The sequence below is a fragment of the Pseudomonas fulva genome (assembly GCF_023517795.1).
GTDB classification, from domain to species: domain Bacteria; phylum Pseudomonadota; class Gammaproteobacteria; order Pseudomonadales; family Pseudomonadaceae; genus Aquipseudomonas; species Aquipseudomonas fulva_D.
In genome coordinates this window covers 5,232,314-5,249,152 of record NZ_CP082928.1, presented here as the reverse complement: position 1 = coordinate 5,249,152, position 16,839 = coordinate 5,232,314, and the positions used below count along the sequence as shown (strand labels likewise).

Annotated in this window: 17 protein-coding genes; 14 read left to right on the top strand and 3 right to left on the bottom strand. The window is 63.9% G+C overall.

The window, feature by feature from the left end; all coding sequences use genetic code 11:
• Positions 1-7 precede the first annotated feature (7 nt).
• The 9 genes from K8U54_RS24245 (at position 8) to K8U54_RS24205 (ending at position 9,029) form a co-directional block, all read left to right on the top strand.
• A complete protein-coding gene (locus tag K8U54_RS24245) occupies positions 8-1,072 on the top strand; it encodes an acyl-CoA dehydrogenase family protein (RefSeq protein WP_249908185.1) in 1,065 nt (354 codons plus the stop codon).
• Entirely contained in the window at positions 1,069-1,887 is an 819-nt protein-coding gene (locus K8U54_RS24240) for an ABC transporter ATP-binding protein (RefSeq protein ID WP_249908184.1), read from the top strand. Before K8U54_RS24245 ends, K8U54_RS24240 begins: the two co-directional genes overlap by 4 nt.
• On the top strand, positions 1,853-3,052 hold the full coding sequence (locus tag K8U54_RS24235; RefSeq protein ID WP_249908183.1) for an ABC transporter substrate-binding protein: 1,200 nt from the start codon (positions 1,853-1,855) through the stop codon (positions 3,050-3,052). The genes K8U54_RS24240 and K8U54_RS24235 overlap by 35 nt, the downstream gene beginning before the upstream one ends.
• A gap of 41 nt (positions 3,053-3,093) precedes the next feature.
• On the top strand, positions 3,094-3,816 hold the full coding sequence (locus tag K8U54_RS24230) for an ABC transporter permease (protein WP_249910512.1): 723 nt from the start codon (positions 3,094-3,096) through the stop codon (positions 3,814-3,816).
• 180 nt (positions 3,817-3,996) lie between these two features.
• Positions 3,997-4,890, top strand: coding sequence for a TauD/TfdA dioxygenase family protein (locus K8U54_RS24225; RefSeq protein ID WP_249908182.1), 894 nt, complete (start codon positions 3,997-3,999; stop codon positions 4,888-4,890).
• 211 nt (positions 4,891-5,101) lie between these two features.
• Positions 5,102-6,145, top strand: coding sequence for an ABC transporter substrate-binding protein (locus tag K8U54_RS24220; RefSeq protein ID WP_249908181.1), 1,044 nt, complete (start codon positions 5,102-5,104; stop codon positions 6,143-6,145).
• A 6-nt stretch (positions 6,146-6,151) separates the two neighbouring features.
• Positions 6,152-7,015: an ABC transporter ATP-binding protein gene (locus K8U54_RS24215; RefSeq protein WP_249908180.1), complete on the top strand. Its 864-nt coding sequence runs from the start codon at positions 6,152-6,154 to the stop codon at positions 7,013-7,015.
• 12 nt (positions 7,016-7,027) lie between these two features.
• Positions 7,028-7,894 carry an ABC transporter permease gene (locus K8U54_RS24210; protein WP_249908179.1) on the top strand — a complete coding sequence of 289 codons (867 nt, stop codon included), beginning with the start codon at positions 7,028-7,030 and terminating at the stop codon, positions 7,892-7,894.
• Positions 7,895-8,012: 118 nt separating this feature from the next.
• On the top strand, positions 8,013-9,029 hold the full coding sequence (locus K8U54_RS24205) for an ABC transporter substrate-binding protein (RefSeq protein ID WP_249908178.1): 1,017 nt from the start codon (positions 8,013-8,015) through the stop codon (positions 9,027-9,029).
• A gap of 347 nt (positions 9,030-9,376) precedes the next feature.
• Here K8U54_RS24205 and K8U54_RS24200 read toward each other — a convergent pair whose 3' ends face one another.
• Positions 9,377-10,273, bottom strand: coding sequence for a formate/nitrite transporter family protein (locus K8U54_RS24200; protein ID WP_249908177.1), 897 nt, complete (start codon positions 10,271-10,273; stop codon positions 9,377-9,379).
• A gap of 183 nt (positions 10,274-10,456) precedes the next feature.
• Here K8U54_RS24200 and cysP point away from each other — a divergent pair, with 183 nt between their 5' ends.
• From cysP to cysW, 3 genes are all read left to right on the top strand, one after another.
• Positions 10,457-11,470 carry a thiosulfate ABC transporter substrate-binding protein CysP gene (gene cysP, locus K8U54_RS24195; RefSeq protein ID WP_249908176.1) on the top strand — a complete coding sequence of 338 codons (1,014 nt, stop codon included), beginning with the start codon at positions 10,457-10,459 and terminating at the stop codon, positions 11,468-11,470.
• Positions 11,471-11,767: 297 nt separating this feature from the next.
• Positions 11,768-12,616, top strand: coding sequence for a sulfate ABC transporter permease subunit CysT (cysT, locus tag K8U54_RS24190; RefSeq protein ID WP_249908175.1), 849 nt, complete (start codon positions 11,768-11,770; stop codon positions 12,614-12,616).
• Entirely contained in the window at positions 12,613-13,443 is an 831-nt protein-coding gene (gene cysW, locus K8U54_RS24185) for a sulfate ABC transporter permease subunit CysW (RefSeq protein WP_249908174.1), read from the top strand. The genes cysT and cysW overlap by 4 nt, the downstream gene beginning before the upstream one ends.
• A gap of 143 nt (positions 13,444-13,586) precedes the next feature.
• Here cysW and ubiM read toward each other — a convergent pair whose 3' ends face one another.
• Both ubiM and K8U54_RS24175 read right to left on the bottom strand, forming a co-directional pair.
• Entirely contained in the window at positions 13,587-14,762 is a 1,176-nt protein-coding gene (ubiM, locus tag K8U54_RS24180) for a 5-demethoxyubiquinol-8 5-hydroxylase UbiM (RefSeq protein WP_249908173.1), read from the bottom strand.
• A gap of 81 nt (positions 14,763-14,843) precedes the next feature.
• Entirely contained in the window at positions 14,844-15,281 is a 438-nt protein-coding gene (locus tag K8U54_RS24175) for a hypothetical protein (protein WP_249908172.1), read from the bottom strand.
• Positions 15,282-15,442: 161 nt separating this feature from the next.
• Here K8U54_RS24175 and K8U54_RS24170 point away from each other — a divergent pair, with 161 nt between their 5' ends.
• The gene (locus K8U54_RS24170) at positions 15,443-15,943 is read left to right on the top strand and encodes a CinA family protein (protein WP_249908171.1); all 501 of its coding nucleotides are present in this window, start codon (positions 15,443-15,445) and stop codon (positions 15,941-15,943) included.
• Between the two features lie 49 nt (positions 15,944-15,992).
• Complete coding sequence (gene galU, locus K8U54_RS24165; protein WP_249908170.1) at positions 15,993-16,829, top strand: UTP--glucose-1-phosphate uridylyltransferase GalU; 837 nt, start codon at positions 15,993-15,995, stop codon at positions 16,827-16,829.
• The last annotated feature ends 10 nt before the right edge of the window (positions 16,830-16,839 follow it).

The following is a 16,839-nucleotide window of genomic DNA, read 5'->3' as shown; positions in this document are numbered from 1 at the left end:
CGACCGCATGCTCGATCACTCGTTGCGCCAATGGCTGGATGCTCAGGCCGATGCACTCGACCTTGGCCTGCTCGACGGCGAAACCCTGCTCGGCCAACTGGCCGCCACCGATGTGTTGCGCCACGGCGTTGCGCCCGAGCTGGGCGGCGCGGGTGGGGACGTGATCGATGCTGTCGAAGCCATCGCCCAGGTCGCCAGCCATTCACTGACCGCCGCGTTCGTCTTCTGGGGCCAGCGCGCCTTTATCGAGTACCTGCTGCAGAGCGACAACGCCGGTCTGCGCGAACGCCTGCTGGGTGATCTGCTCAGCGGGCGCAAGGCGGGCGCCACCGGCCTGTCCAACGCCATGAAATTTCTTTCCGGTATCGAGCAACTGGGCGTGGTGGCCCAGGCGCAGGGCGATGGCTGGCGACTGGACGGCCAATTGCCGTGGGTCACCAACCTGCGCAAGAGCGGCTTCAGTGTGGCCGCCGCCATCGACCTGCCGGGCGCGCAGCCCTTCGTGGCGGCGCTGCCGGATGACTTGCCGGGGCTGGTGCGCAGTGACGACCTGCACTTGCTGGGCCTGCAGTCGAGCAACACTGCCGCGATTCGTATCGACGGCGCAGCACTCGGCCGAGAGTGGTTGATCGCCGCCGATGCGCGCAGTTACCTGCCGCGCGTGCGGCCAGCCTTCCTTGGCTTGCAGTGTGGCCTGGCGATTGGCCTGGCGCGGCGCGCCCTGGCGGAAGCCAAGGCGCGGCTGGGCGACGGTCGCTCGGTGCTGGAAGGCGACTGGCAGGCGCTCGAAGCTGAGCTCAAGGGGCTCGAGCGCGCGCTGCGCGATGGGTTGAAACACGGCCAGTTCGCCGCCGGCCCGGTGCCGCTGTTCAAGATTCGTATCGGCCTGGCCCAGGTGGCGGCCGAGGCGGTACAGCTGGAGTTGCAGGCCAGCGGCGGCAAGGCCTACCTGCAAGCTTACGGCAGCGGTTTTGCCCGGCGCCTGCGCGAGTCTGCCTTCGTGCCCGTGGTTACGCCGAGCCTGGTGCAACTGCGTAGCGAGCTGCGCAAGCACGGTGAGTTGGCCGCATGACCGTCCTGCATGCGCGTGACATCAGTTTGGGCTACGCCCAACGCAGCGTGCTGGAAGGCTTCCAGCTGGAGCTGCGTGCCGGCGAGCTGGTCAGCATTCTCGGCCCCAGCGGGGTGGGTAAGTCCAGCCTGCTGCGCGTGCTGGCCGGCTTGCAGGCGGCGCAGCAGGGCAGGGTGGAGCTATTTGGCGAGCAACTGAACGGGCCGCACCCACGGGTGGCGGTGGCTTTTCAGGATCCGTCGCTGCTGCCCTGGTTGAGCCTGGAGCAGAACGTCGGCTTCGGCCTGGACTTCGCCCGTCAGCCGAGTCGCACGGCGGCGCAGCGTCAGGCGCTGATCGACCAGGCGATTGCCGCCGTGGATCTTGCCCACGCCCGCGAGCGCTACCCCAGCGAGCTTTCCGGCGGCATGGCCCAGCGTACCGCGCTGGCCCGCTGTCTGGCCCGCGAACCGCACGTACTGCTGCTCGACGAACCCTTCGGCGCGCTGGACGAGGTGACCCGCGCCGACATGCAGCAACTGCTGCTGAACCTGATCCGCGAGCGACAGACCGCCGCCGTGCTGATCACCCATGACATCGATGAAGCGTTGCTGCTGTCCGACCGTATCCTGCTACTGGGTGGCACCCCGGCGCACACGCTCGACCAGTGGCACGTCGACCTGCCGCAGCCGCGTGCCGAACTGGTCGACGAGCTGGGCGCCCTGCGCGTCGATATCCTCAAAACCCTACGGCGGGCGAGCCGCAACAACGGACCTTCAATCGAACCGCTGGAGCCTTGCCATGTGCCTGGACGATCCCACTCATACACGTCGTGATTTCATCAAGCTGAGCGGCCTGCTCACCGCTGCCGGTGCCTTGCCGCTGCTCACCAGCCTGCAGGCGCGCGCCGCCCGCGAGCCGGACGCCCCGGTGCGCATCGGCTACCTGCCGATCACCGATGCCGCGCCGTTGCTGGTGGCGCACAACAACGGCCTGTTCGAGGCCGAGGGCATCAAGTCCGAGCGGCCAGTGCTGCTGCGCAGCTGGGCGCAGGTGATCGAGGCCTTCATTTCCGGCCAGGTCAACGTCATTCACCTGTTGTCGCCGATGACCGTCTGGGCGCGCTATGGCAGCAAGGTGCCAGCCAAGGTGGTGGCGTGGAACCACGTCGGCGGCTCCGGTCTGACCGTGGCGCCGGATATCGGCGAGGTGACGCAGCTCGGCGGCAAAAGCGTGGCTATCCCGTTCTGGTACTCGATCCACAACGTGGTGCTGCAGCAATTGCTGCGGGACGCCGGGCTGACCCCGGTGAGCAAGGCGGTCAACGCCAGCCTGGCGGCCCACGAGGTCAACCTGGTGGTGCTGGCACCGTCGGACATGCCGCCGGCCCTGGCCAGCAAGCGCATCGCCGGCTATATCGTCGCCGAGCCGTTCAACGCCCTGGCCGAGAACCTCAAGGTCGGGCGCATCCAGCGCTTCACCGGCGATGTGTGGCGCAACCATGCCTGCTGCGTGGTGTTCATGCACGAGCACGATCTGAACAACCGCCCCGAGTGGTCGCAGAAGGTGGTCAGCGCCATCGTCAAGGCGCAGCTGTGGACCCGCGACAACCGCGAGGCGGCGGCGCATTTGCTGTCCAAGGACGGCAGCAACCGCTACACGCCCCATGCGCCGGAGGTGCTCGGCCGGGTGCTGGCGCCGGCCGCCAGCGAGCGTGAGAGCTATCTGGCCAGCGGTGCGATCCAGCATGGCGACTGGGCCGACGAGCGCATCGACTTCCAGCCCTATCCGTTCCCCAGCTACACCGAGGAGCTGGTCAAGCGCCTGAAGACCACCCTGATCGAGGGCAACAACGGCTTCCTCGCCGGTCTCGACCCGGCAGCCACCGCCCGTGATCTGGTGGACGACCGCTTCGTGCGGCGCGCCATCGAAGCGGTCGGCGGGCTCAAGGTATTCGGGGCGCCTGACAGCTTCGAGCGCACCGAGGAGATCGTCGTTTGAGCAGCCTGCTGCGCCGTCACGCCGGGCCATGGGGGCTCGGCATGCTCGGTCTGCTGGGCCTGTTCGGCCTGTGGTGGCTGCTGCTGGAAGTGTTCGGCAGCGGCGAGGGCCTGGTGGCGCTGTTCACCCCGCAGGCCACCCTGGCCAGCCTGGTCGAGCTGCTGCAGCGCCCGGAGCTGTTCGAACATGTGCTGGTCAGCCTCAAGCGCATCGTCATCGGCCTCGCCCTGGCGCTGCTGGTCGGCGTGCCTCTGGGCCTGCTGGTGGGCAGCTGGCGCAACCTGGAGTGGGCGACCACGCCGGCCTTCCAGTTCCTGCGGATGATCTCGCCATTGTCCTGGATGCCCATCGCGGTGATGGTCATGGGGGTAGGGGACCAGCCCATCTACTTTCTGCTGGCCTTCGCCGCGGTGTGGCCGATCCTGCTCAACACCGCTGCCGGGGTCAAGCAGCTCGACGGCCGCTGGCTGCAGCTGGCGCGCAGCCTCAGTGCGACGCGCTGGGAAACCCTGCGCCGGGTGATAGTACCTGGCGTGCTGGGCCATGTGCTGACCGGCGTGCGCCTGGCCATCGGCATCCTGTGGATCGTGCTGGTGCCCTGCGAGATGCTCGGGGTCAGTGCCGGGCTGGGTTATTACATCCTCGATACCCGCGATCGGCTGGCCTATTCCGAGCTGATGGCGATGGTGCTGCTGATCGGCGTGCTGGGTTTTTTCCTCGATGCTGCGGCACGTACGCTGTATGCGCGCTGGAGCCACGGCTGACGCGCCGATGCCGTCATAAGTTAATTCTAAAAAGGTATTTAAAACTTAGTTCTTATGACTATATAGTTTTCCCATGCGTACCTGCCGGCCAACCGGCGCGCCGCACGACTGAATACAGGTGCCAGACACCTGCTTCTGAGACGCGCCCCGTTGGCGCCCTTACCGTGTGGAGTTGCGCACATGTCCGCCGTGTCGTTGAGTTCTGCCGATCACCAACCGACGCAGAATTTTGAAGTACGTCCTTTTTCCGCCGCCATCGGGGCCGAGATCGTCGGCCTCGACCTCAGCCGCCCGTTGAACGACGCCGATTTCGCCCGCGTTCACCAGGCGCACCTCGACTACAACGTCGTGGTGTTCCGCGACCAGCGCATCACGCCGCAGCAGCAGATCGATTTCAGCCGCCGTTTCGGTAGCTTGCAGATCCACGTGCTCAAGCAGTTCCTGCTGGAAGGCCACCCGGAAATCTTCATCATCTCCAACATCAAGGAGAACGGGCAGCCGATCGGCCTGGGCGATGCCGGCAAGTTCTGGCATTCGGATCTTTCGTACAAGGAATTCCCCAGCCTGGGCTCCATGCTCTACGCCCAGGAGCTGCCGGAAGAGGGCGGCGACACCCTGTTCGCCAGCCAGCAGCTGGCCTTCGAGACGCTGCCGACCGAGTTGCGCCAGGCCATCGACGGCAAGCGCGCTGCCCATTCCTATACGGCGCGTTATGCCGATGAGGTATTCGCCGGCATTCGTCGCCCGACGCTGACCGAGGCGCAGCTGGCCGAGGTCACGGCGGTGGTCCATCCAGTGGTGCGCACTCACCCGGAAACCGGCCGCAAGGGCCTGTTCGTCAACGAGAACTTCACCACCCACATTCTCGATGTGCCCGAGGACGAGAGCCGGCAGATTCTCGCCGAGCTGTACGCCCACAGCGCCAAACCGGAATTCATCTATCGCCATCAGTGGCGGGACAACGACATGGTGTTCTGGGACAACCGCGCGCTGATCCACCTGGCTACCGGCTGCCCCAGCCATCTGCGCCGGCGCATGCACCGCACCACTATCCAGGGCGATGTGCCGTTTTAAAAACGCCGCCGGAAAACTACCTGCGTTGCCATCGCGGCGTTAAAAACAGGCTCAAAATGCTCATGTACTGCTCGTACACTCCGCTTTTTCACCTGTTTTTTCGGGGCCGCCATCGGCCTTGCGCTGACTGCCTCGCCGACGTTTTCAACGACCTTTTACGCGATAGCTCGCCACACCACAATTTCTGCACTTTTTTGACTGGAGCCTCGATATGTCGGCAGGCAAGCGCTTTCCCTTCATCCCCCGTTTTGGCCGGCTGGCTGGCGGCATCGTCCTGAGTCTGAGCCTGCTGGTCGGCAGCCTGGCGGCGCCGCAAGCCGCCCATGCCGAGGGGCAGATCCGTATCGCCGAGCAGTTCGGCATCGTTTACCTGCTGCTCAACGTGGTGCGTGACCAGCAACTGATCGAAAAGCACGGCAAGGCCGAGGGCCTGGACATCCAGGTCGACTGGCAGCAGCTCTCCGGTGGCTCGGCGGTCAACGATGCGCTGCTGTCCGGCTCCATCGATATTGCCGGTGCCGGCATCGGCCCGCTGCTCACCGTGTGGGATCGTACCCACGGCAAGCAGAACGTCAAGGGCGTGGCCTCGCTCGGCAACTTCCCCTACTACCTGCTGAGCAACAACCCCAAGGTCAAGACCATCGCCGACTTCACCGCCAAGGACCGTATCGCCGTGCCGGCGGTGGGCGTGTCGGTGCAGTCGCGCTTCCTGCAGTACGCCGCCGCCAAGCAGTGGGGCGACCAGGCATTCGACCGCCTCGACAAGTACACCGTGGCACTGCCGCACCCGGATGCCACGGCGTCCCTGAAAGCCGGTGGCACCGAGCTGACCGGGCACTTCTCCAACCCGCCGTTCCAGAACCAGGCGCTGGAAAACCCGGATGTGCACGTGGTGCTCGACACCTACGAGCTGCTCGGCCCGAACTCGCCGACCGTGCTCTATGCCACCGAGAAATTCCGCACCGACAACCCCAAGACCTACAAGGCTTTCGTCGCGGCATTGGCCGAAGCGGCGGACTTCGCCCAGAACGACAAGGGCGCGGCAGCCGACACCTACCTCCGCGTCACCAGCGCCAAGATCAGCCGTGAAGAACTGCTGAAGATCATCGACAACGAGCAGTTCCAGTTCTCCGTCACGCCCACCAACACCTATCCGCTGGCCGATTTCCTGCACCGCGTCGGCGCCATCAAGCACAAGCCGGCCAGCTGGCAGGACTATTTCTTCGAAGACGCCGCCATCGGTCAGGGAAGCTGATAAACCATGAATGCCCCTCTGCAAGGCCACACGGCCAGCACCCCCGTTGCAGGCGCCTTCGACACCCTGTTGCAGGTGGAGAAGGTCAGCCTCGAATACCGCACCCCGCAGCGCGTGGTGCGCGCCACCCACGATGTCAGTTTCGAGGTGGACCGTGCCGATCGTTTCGTGCTGCTCGGCCCCTCTGGCTGCGGCAAGTCCACGCTGCTCAAGGCGGTGGCCGGGTTCATCGAACCGGTCGCCGGCAGCATCCGCCTCGACGGTGCCCAGGTCCACGAGCCGGGCCCGGATCGGATCGTGGTGTTCCAGGAGTTCGACCAGTTGCCGCCATGGAAGACGGTCAAGCAGAACGTCATGTTCCCGCTGCTGGCCTCACGCACCCTGGGCCGTAAGGAGGCCGAGGAGCGCGCCCTGCATTACCTGGGGAAGGTCGGCCTGGCCGCCTTCGCCGATGCCTATCCGCACACCCTGTCCGGCGGCATGAAGGCGAGGGTGGCGATCGCCCGTGCCCTGGCCATGCAGCCGAAGATCCTGCTGATGGACGAGCCCTTCGCCGCCCTCGACGCCCTGACCCGACGCAAGATGCAGGAAGAGTTGCTGGCGCTCTGGGAGGAGGTGCGCTTCACCCTGTTGTTCGTCACCCACTCCATCGAGGAGGCGCTGATCGTCGGCAACCGCATCCTGCTGCTGTCGCCACACCCCGGCCGGGTGCGGGCGGAAATCAACAGCCATCAGTTCGACCTGCACAGCCTTGGTGGTGTGGGCTTCCAGCAGACCGCGCAGCGGATTCACCGCCTGCTGTTCGACGAGGAGGTCGACAACGGCACGGCCGTCGAACTGGGTTTCCAGGATATCCGCATCGCCTACTGAGGAGCGTTCATCATGAGTCTTTCCCCCGCACGGCGTGAGGAATACGAAATCCCCCTGCAGCCGCTGCCCGGCCTCAAGCTGGAGCGCGAGCTGTCCCTCGGCCAGCGCCTGTGGCAACAGGGCGGGCTGCGCAAATCGCTGATTCTGCTGGCCCTGGCGCTGGTCTGGGAGGCGGCGGCCCGCTACCAGGCCAACGACCTGCTGCTGCCCAGCTTCCTGCAGACGGCCAGGGCCTTCATCGAAGGCATCGGCAGCGGCGAGCTGCTGGAAAAGGTGGCGATCTCGCTGTCGGTGCTGGTCAAGGGTTACCTGATCGGCATCGTCCTGGCCTTTCTGCTGACCAGCCTGGCGGTCTCGACCCAGCTCGGCCGCGACCTGCTGTCGACCCTGACCTCGATGTTCAACCCGCTGCCGGCCATCGCCCTGTTGCCGCTGTCGCTGCTCTGGTTCGGCCTGGGCGAGAACAGCCTGATCTTCGTGCTGGTGCACTCGGTGCTCTGGGCCCTGGCGCTCAACACCTACGCCGGTTTTCTCGGCGTTTCCGAAACCCAGCGCATGGCCGGGCGCAACTACGGCCTCAAGGGCCTGCGTTTCGTGCTGTTCATCCTGATCCCGGCGGCGCTGCCATCGATCCTCTCGGGGCTGAAGATCGGCTGGGCCTTCGCCTGGCGCACGCTGATCGCCGCCGAACTGGTGTTCGGCGCCTCCAGCGGCAAGGGCGGCCTGGGCTGGTACATCTTCCAGAACCGCAACGAGCTGTACACCGACAAGGTGTTCGCCGGGCTGGTGGCGGTGATCCTGATCGGCCTGCTGGTGGAGAACCTGATCTTCGCCAGCATCGAGCGGGTCACCGTCAAGCGCTGGGGGATGCAGCGCTAGGGCCCAGTAGGGTGGATCACGCTTCACCGATCCACCGTTTCGCAGTCGCAATGGTGGATGAAAAGAGCGTCATCCACCCTACGTAACCAACTTACTGATCACATAACGAGAAAAGTCGATGACCAACACCTTCAAACTCGGCCGCCTGGCCACCGCCTTGGGGCTTCTCGGCGCCTTGGCCACCCCGCTGGCCGCTCAGGCCGAAGGCCGGATCAGCATCGCCCAGCAGTTCGGCATCGGTTACCTGGTGCTGCACGTGGTCAAGGACCAGCAATTGATCGAGAAGCACGCCAAGGCCCAGGGCCTGGACAAGATCGACGTCGAGTGGCGCACCATCTCCGGTGCCACCGCCATGAACGAGGCGCTGCTGGCCGGTGCCATCGACGTGGTGTCGGCTGGCGTGCCGCCGATGCTGACCGTCTGGGACCGCACCCACGGCCGGCAGAACGTCAAGGCCGTGGCCTCGCTGGGTTCGCTGCCCAACTACCTGCTGAGCAACCGTGAACAGGTGAAGACCCTCGATGATCTCGGCGAGAAGGACCGTATCGCGGTGCCGGCTGCCGGTGTCGGCTTCCAGTCGCGTACCCTGCAGATCGAGACCGCCAAGCTGTATGGCAATGCCGACTTCCAGCGCTTCGACAAGATTTCCGTCAGCCTGCCGCACCCGGATGCCACCGCAGCGCTGACCAAGGGCGGCTCGGAAATCACCGCGCATTTCTCCAGCCCGCCGTTCCAGTACCAGGCGCTGGAAAACCCCCAGGTGCACAAGCTGATCAGCAGCTACGACATCCTCGGCGGCCAGGCCACCTTCAACGTGCTCTATGCCACCGAGAAATTCCACGACGAAAACCCGAAGACCTACCAGGCCTTCTACGACGCACTGGTCGAGGCCTCGCAGATCATCAAGGCCGACAAGGCCGCTGCGGCCGAGACCTACATCCGCGTGGAGAACTCCAAGCTGCCGCTGGCGTTCGTGAAGAAGATCATCGAGGATCCGGAAAACGACTTCACCGTGTCGCCGCAGCGCACCTTCATCTATGCCGAGAAGCTGCACGAACTGGGCGTGCTGAAGAACCAGGCCAGCTCCTGGAAGGATTACTTCTTCGAGCAGGCCTACGTCAATCCGGGGAGCTGATCAGCGTTGAACTGGATACTGGGCGCTTCACTTCTGGCAGCGTAGTGACTCGATGAAGGGCTGGGGGAACGACGAGCTGCGGCAGCTCCTGCCTGGCTTGCAGGCTCTCCTTAGTTCACCGGAGGCGGCACGTGGATCGACTGGCTCGCCTGCTGACCTCAGCTGCCATCAACAAAGCCCGCCTGGGAAATCAGGCGGGCTTTGTTGCATCTGCGCGCAGAGCATCAGACCAGCAGGGATTTGCGGCTATGGACGGGGTTCGGGAATAATTCTTCGTTTGGCATGGATCGCGCCGCGCCGATGATTGGGCGCTGCGAAGATGTCAGGCCTTTGGCGATCTTGCACAGTCAGTCCTTGCGATTGCGGCGCAACTCCTCCAGCAACTTGTGCTTGTCGCGCTCGCGCTTGGCAATCACGTCACGCTCGCTGCGGATCTGGGCATGGCTGAGCAGGGCGAAGATAAAGCTGCCGCCGATGATGTTGCCGGCCAGGGTAGGCCCCGCAAACACCAGCCAGAAATCGCTCCAGCTCACTTCGCCGGCATACACCAGATAAGACACCTCTACCGAGCCGACCACGATATGGGTGAAGTCACCCAGTGCCATCAGGTAAGTGATCAGCACGATAATGGCGATCTTGGCGCTTTCCATCGAGGCGATCATCCACACCATGGTGGCGATCATCCAGCCCGAGATGATGCCTTTGGCAAGCATCTTGGACACGTCGTTTTCCATCACCTTACGGCCGATTTCCAGAAACGCCACGTCGGTCTGGGTATCGAAAATCGGCAGGCGCAGCATCACCCAAGCCACCAGCAGGGTGCCGGCCAGGTTTCCGCATAGCACCACGCCCCAAAGACGCAATAGTCGCCCGACATTGTTCAGGGTCAGCTTGCTCATCACCGGCAGCACGGCGGTCAGGGTGTTTTCCGTAAACAGTTGCTGACGGGCGAGGATCACCGCCAGAAAGCCTGCCGAATAACCGAGGCTGGCGATCACATGACTTTCATCGCTGGGGCCCAACCGAGAGCGGAACAAACCCATGGCCATCAGCGACAGGCCCATGGTCAGCCCGGCGGCCAGCGCCGACCACCATAATGCTGCGATGCTGCGTTCCAGCTCATGGTCGCCCTGGATCCTGATGGTTTCATGCAACACCGCCGCCCGCGGCGGCAGCTTCTCATCGATCTCGCGCTCTTCTTCGGCTGACAGGCCGGGGGTCTTGCCGTCTGCTTGTTCGTGCATACCAGTTACCTTCATGGGGGGAAACAACGGAGGCCCGTCTGTCTGAGGATTCAGACCTGCGGCGGCCGGCGTCGTTCTCAGTGCGTAGTGGAATATGGTTATGATAAAAGGGTTCTTTTAAGGCATAAGGCCACCAGGCAGACTGCCGCCCTTATCTGCCCCCTCGTAAGGAAACCCTGGATCATGCTGAAGAAAATCCTGCTGGCGACTGCCGTCACCACGTCGCTGCTCGGTAGCGCTGCAGCGCTGGCTGCGGACAAGCCGATTCTCAACGCCTCCTACGATGTCGCCCGCGAGCTGTTCGCCGAGATCAACCCCAAGTTCCAGGCCCACTGGAAGGCCGAGACCGGCAAGGATCTGAAGATCGACCAGTCGTTCGCCGGCACGTCGCGCCAGGCCCAGGACATCATTCAGGGCAAGAAGGTCGACACCGTGACCTTCAACCAGGTCACCGACGTGGACATCCTCGCCAAGCGCGGCCTGGTGCGTAAGGACTGGGCCGAGCAGTTCCCCAACCACAGCTCGCCGTACTACAGCACCACCGCATTCCTGGTGCGCAAGGGCAATCCCAAGGGCATCAAGAACTGGGACGACCTGGCCCGTTCCGACGTGAAGCTGGTGTTCCCCAACCCGAAAACCTCCGGCAACGCGCGCTACAGCTACCTGGGCGCCTGGCTGTACGCCAACGAAGCGTTCAAGGGTGATGAAGCGAAGATCAAGGAGTTCGTCGGCAAGGTACTGCGCAATGTCGAGAACTTCCCCACCGGCGGCCGCGGCGCCACCGTGGCCTTCGCCCAGAACGGCCAGGGCGACGTGTTGCTGAGCTTCGAATCGGAAGTGGTGAATATCGCCAAGGGCGAGGAGTTCAAATCCGGCGAGTTCGAGGTGATCGTGCCGCCGGTGAGCGTGCTGGCCGAATTCCCGGTCGCCATCGTCGACAAGGTGGTGGACGAGAAGGGCACCCGCGACGTGGCCAAGGCCTACCTGGATTTCCAGTACAGCAAGGACATCCAGAAGCTGCTGACCACCTACCACTACCGCGTGCAGGACAAGGAAGTGGCTGCCGAGACCGCTGGCCAGTTCCAGGAGCTACGCCTGATCAACCCGACCGATGTGCTCGGCACCTGGGACGAGATCACTGCCAAGCACTTCGATGGCAATGGTATTCTTGACCAGCTTCTGGCCGAAGGCCGGTAATCGGCTTGCAGTCGACCGACGGCGATAAGGCAAAAGCGGTCGCTACGTAGGGTGGATGACGCTCTTTTCATCCACCGTTGCGATCGCGGAGCGGTGGACGGATGAAGCGTCGTCCACCCTACAGATGTCCGCTCTCGCCATGCCACCTTGCAGTCAATGCAGAGGGCGTTACCGCGACAGAAGAAATAGGGGCCTGCTGCGGGCCGTGAGCGGCGAACCACCCTGATTATTGAGCCGCATCAGCCGTATTCCACAAACCGCCGACTTCCGGCGGTTTGTGCATTCAAGGATTTTCGAGTGAGCAAGACCCCCGTTTTCTTTCTGCAGAATCCATTGCTGCCGGGTTTCGGCCTGAGCTTCGGTTTCAGCGTCTTCTACCTGTCGCTGGTCATCCTGTTTCCGCTGTCCGCCCTGTTGCTGTACGTCAGCGACATGAGTTGGGCGCAGTACTGGCAGGCGATCAGCGATCCGCGCGTGGTACAGAGCTACAAGGTGACCATCAGCGGCGCCTTCTACTCGACGGTGATCGTGCTGCTGATCGGTTTGCTGATCGCCTGGATCATCACCCGGTACGACTTCCCGGGGCGCCGCCTGGTCGATGCCCTGGTGGACCTGCCATTCGCGCTGCCGACTTCGGTGGCCGGTTTGACCCTGGCGACCCTGCTGGTGCCCGGCGGTTGGCTCGGCCAGTATTTCGAGGCCGCCGGCATCAAGATCGCCTACGCCTACCCGGGCCTGCTGATCGCCATGGTGTTCACCAGCCTGCCGTTCGTGGTGCGCACCGTGCAGCCGGTGCTGCAGAGCCTGGGCAGCGAGTACGAGGAAGCGGCGCGCACCCTGGGCGCCAGGAAATGGCAGAGTTTCGCCTACGTGGTGCTGCCGAGCTTGCTGCCTGCGCTGATCACCGGTGCGTCGCAAGCCTTCGTGCGCAGCCTCGGCGAGTTCGGCGCGGTGATCATGATTGCCGGCAACATTCCCTATAAGACCGAAGTGTCGTCGCTGATGATTTTCGTGCGCCTGCAGGAATTCAACTACCCGGCGGCGGCGGCGATCGCCTCGGTGATTCTGCTGGCGTCGCTGTTCCTGCTGTTCAGCCTGCAGGTGGTGCAGGGTCGACTGTTCAAATGGCAGAGGCAAGGTCGATGAAAAAGCCCCAATACTGGCACCAATGGCTGCTCATCGGCCTGGGCCTCGGCGCGGTCGCGCTGATGCTGCTGGTGCCCCTGGCGCTGATTTTCACTCGGGCGCTCAGCGGTGGCTGGGCGATGCTGGTCGACAACCTGTCCCAGGACTACATGCAGCACGCCATCGGCCTGACCCTGCTGGTCGCCGCACTCACCGTGCCGCTGAACCTGTGCTTCGGCATTCTGCTGGCCTGGTGCGTGACCCACTACGACTTCCGCGGCCGCAAGCTGCTGACCACCCTGGTGGACATTCCCTATGCGGTGTCGCCGGTGGTGGCGGGTCTTTGCTACCTGGTCGTCTATGGGCTGGAAAGCGCACTGGGACAGTGGTTCTACGATAACGACATGCAACTGATGTTCGCCTGGCCGGGCATCGTCATGGTCACGGTGTTCGTCACCGCACCTTATGTGGCGCGTATCCTGATTCCGGTGATGCAGTCCCAGGGCGACGACGAGGAAACCTCGGCGCTGTGCCTGGGTGCCAATGGCTGGCAGATCTTCCGCCATATCACCCTGCCGAACATCAAGTGGGCGCTGCTGTATGGCGTGGTGGTGACCAATGCGCGGGCCGTCGGCGAGTTCGGCGCGGTGTCGGTGGTCTCCGGCACCATCCTCAACCAGACCCTGACCCTGCCGCTGCTGGTCGACCAGCTCAACAACGACTACAAGCCGGTGGCCGCCTTCACCGCCGCAGCATTGCTGGCCTGCATGGCGCTGCTCACCCTGTTGCTCAAGACCTACATGGAATGGCGCCAGCGGGTGAGCATGCAGCGCGCCGCCGACAGCTGATTAGGCTCTGTCCGAAAAGTACCTGCGCTCGGTGATGCTTCGTTAAAAATCGGTTCGGAATGCTCATTTACGGCTCGTAAACTCCGCTTCCTCACCGATTTTTGCCTCGCCTGACCTTCGCTCGGAGACTTTTCAGACAGACCCTAGCGCGCAATCTGGGTCAGGTGCCGGGCCAGGGCCGTTTTGAACGGCGGCAGGTTCTGCGCCAGCCGCAGCCCCGCGTTGCGCAGCAGGCGGGTAGGGGCGCGATCATCGGTGTACAGGCGCACCAGCAGGCTGGTGGCCTGATACAGCGGCCAGCTGGCCCGCTGCTGGGCACCGGCGTAGCGCTGCAGTACGCCTGGCCCACCGATGTCCCGGCCCTGACGCAATGCGTCGAGCAGGGTGTCGGCCAGGCGCTTCTGGCTCTGCAGCCCGAAGTTGAAGCCATGGGCCGTGACCGGGTGCATGCCCACCGCGGCGTCACCGACCAGCGCGCTGCGCTGCCCGGCGAAGCGCTCGGCATACACGCCCACCAGCGGATAGGTGATGCGCTCGCCCAGCAGCTCCATGCGCCCCAGGCGCCGCTCGAAACGCCGCTCCATGTCGCGGGCGAAGGCCTGTTCATCGAGGCTCATCACCCGATTCATTTCCGTGGGTTCCAGGGTCAGCACCGCCGAAGCGCAGTTGCCGTTCAGCGGCAGCAGGGCGAGGGTCTGTCCGTAGCCGAACCATTCCCAGGCGACCTGTTCATGGCTGTGCTCGTGGGCCATGCGGCAGACCAGCATGGTCTTGCCGAAATCTTCCAGGCGGGCGCCGATGCCGAGGCGCCTGCGGGTTTCCGAAAAACGGCTGTCGGCCGCTACGATCAGGCGAGCCTGCAGCATTGCGCCGTCATTCAAGCGCAGGGTGACGCCATCGGCCGAGCAATTCAGCTCGCTGATGGTGCGTTCGCAGAGCAGGTCGATGTCACTACACCCGCTTATCGCACCATAGGCGGCCCGGCGAATCGCCTGGTTGGGCACCAGGCAGCCGAGGCGCTGCTTGCCGACCGCCGCGGCGGCAATGCGCAAGGCATAGGGGGAGGGACCGTTGAGCACCTGGGCGTCGCGCAATGGCGCCATTTCCTCGGGACCAAACTGTTGCCATAGGCCCAGGTCCTCGAGGGTGCGTTGCGATGCGTGCGTCAGTGCGATCTCGCGACCGTCGAATGGCGGCGTGGCCAGGTCAGCTTGCGTCTGCCGTTCGATGATGCGGATCGACAGGCCATGGCCCGACAACGAGCGCGCCAGGCACAGCCCCGCAGGCCCGGCGCCCACGATCACGACATCGGTTTTCATGGCGGTTTCTCCTGAGGATCTGCCGCCAGTCTAGGTCAGCACCGGTCGGCAAACCTTGCTCAGGATCAGCCCATCCTGCGATTACCAGAAGCCGATGGGATGACGCTCGTTGATGTAGTCGAGCGGCAACGCGAAGCCCTTGCGGAAGAAGTTGGCCAGGCGGGTATCGATGACCTTTTCGTTGATCGAGGCGAGCAACGATTCCTGGCGATGGATATCACCGCTGTCGGCGTAGAACTCCTCGTGCAGCATGCGCTGCGAGGCCAGATTGGCGACCAGGCTGTAGCTGCTCACGGTGTCTTCACCCGGGCGGCTGACCGCCAGGATCAGGCGCGGCTTGTCATGCTCCAGCACCAGATCGACCACCACGTCGAGATCGTGATTGCGTGCGTAGCTGGCCGCTTCCTCGAACAGCGGGCGCGCCTTCTCGCTCAGCGCCTGGACGAATGCCTGGCGCAACGAGTCATCGCTCACGTCGTGCAGTTCATGGGTGTCTTGCGATTTGCGCAGCGTATTCACCTGTCATCCCCTCGTTCTTAGGCTCTCTAGCCTGGGAAAAACAGCCTGCCTGTGGAGTTCAGCCGGCACGATCAGCGGTCGGCGCTAAATGCTTCGGAACTTGTATGCCCCAGCCACTGCCATAGACACACGGTAACAATTGGCAGGAGACATTCGCGGGCATGCAAAACATCGAGCAGGCGGTCCATTTCCTGGAAAAGTACAACCTGGTGCTGAGCACTGCGGAGTCGGCCACGGCCGGCCTGCTGGCTGCCACGGTGGCTGCCGTGCCGGGTTGTGATGGCGTGCTCGAGAGCGGCTTCGTGGTGTATTCCAAGCGCGCCATGCAGGCCTCATTGGGCGTCAAGCCGGAGACCATCGAGACCTTCGGCATGAACAGCGAAGAGGTGGCGCGCGAGATGGCCCTGGGCGTGCTGATGACCAGCAGCGCCGACATCATCCTGGCCATCACCGGCGCACCGACCGCCGACGACAAGCGTGGTCAGGAAGTCTACGACGGCGCCATGTGCTTTGCCTGCGCCACGCGCCTGGCCGAGCACCAGGGGGTGACCAGCGAGACCGTGACCCTTCCCGGCGACAATAACGAACGACGTGCGGCCGCCGCACGCCATGCCTTGCTGCGACTGCCTTATTACTACGAGCGGCTGCGTCAGACCTCCTGATGCCGACGTCTCAGCGACTTGAGCAACATTGACCATTCAAGGAAAACCCATGATCAAGAAATGCCTGTTCCCTGCCGCCGGTTACGGCACACGCTTCCTTCCGGCGACCAAGGCCATGCCCAAGGAAATGCTGCCCGTGGTCAACACGCCGCTGATCCAGTACGGCGTCGAGGAAGCGCTCGATGCAGGCCTGAACGAGATCGCCATGGTCACCGGTCGCGGCAAGCGCTCGCTGGAAGACCACTTCGACATCAGCTACGAGCTCGAGCACCAGATCCGCAACACCGACAAGGAAAAGTACCTGGTCGGCATTCGTCGCCTGATCGACAACTGCACCTTCTCCTACACCCGCCAGGTGGAAATGAAGGGCCTGGGCCACGCCATCCTCAGTGGTCGCCCGCTGATCGGTGACGAGCCGTTCGCCGTGGTGCTGGCCGACGACCTGTGCCTGAACATCGAAGGCGATGGCGTACTGACCCAGATGGTCAAGCTGTACAACCAGTTCCGCTGCTCGATCGTGGCGGTGCAGGAAGTGCCGATGGACGAGATCCACAAGTACGGCGTGATCGCCGGCGAAACCATCCGTGACGACATCTTCCGCGTCAGCCACATGGTCGAGAAGCCGAAGGCCGAAGACGCGCCGTCGAACCTGGCGATCATCGGTCGCTACATCCTGACCCCGGACATCTTCGAGCTGATCGAGAACACCGAGCCGGGCAAAGGCGGTGAGATCCAGATCACCGACGCGCTGATGAAGCAGGCCCAGGACGGCTGTGTACTGGCCTACAAGTTCAAAGGCCGTCGTTTCGACTGCGGTGGCGCCGAGGGCTACATCGAGGCGACCAACTACTGCTTCGAGAACCTCTACCGTGAAGGCCGCGGCTGATCGGCGTCGC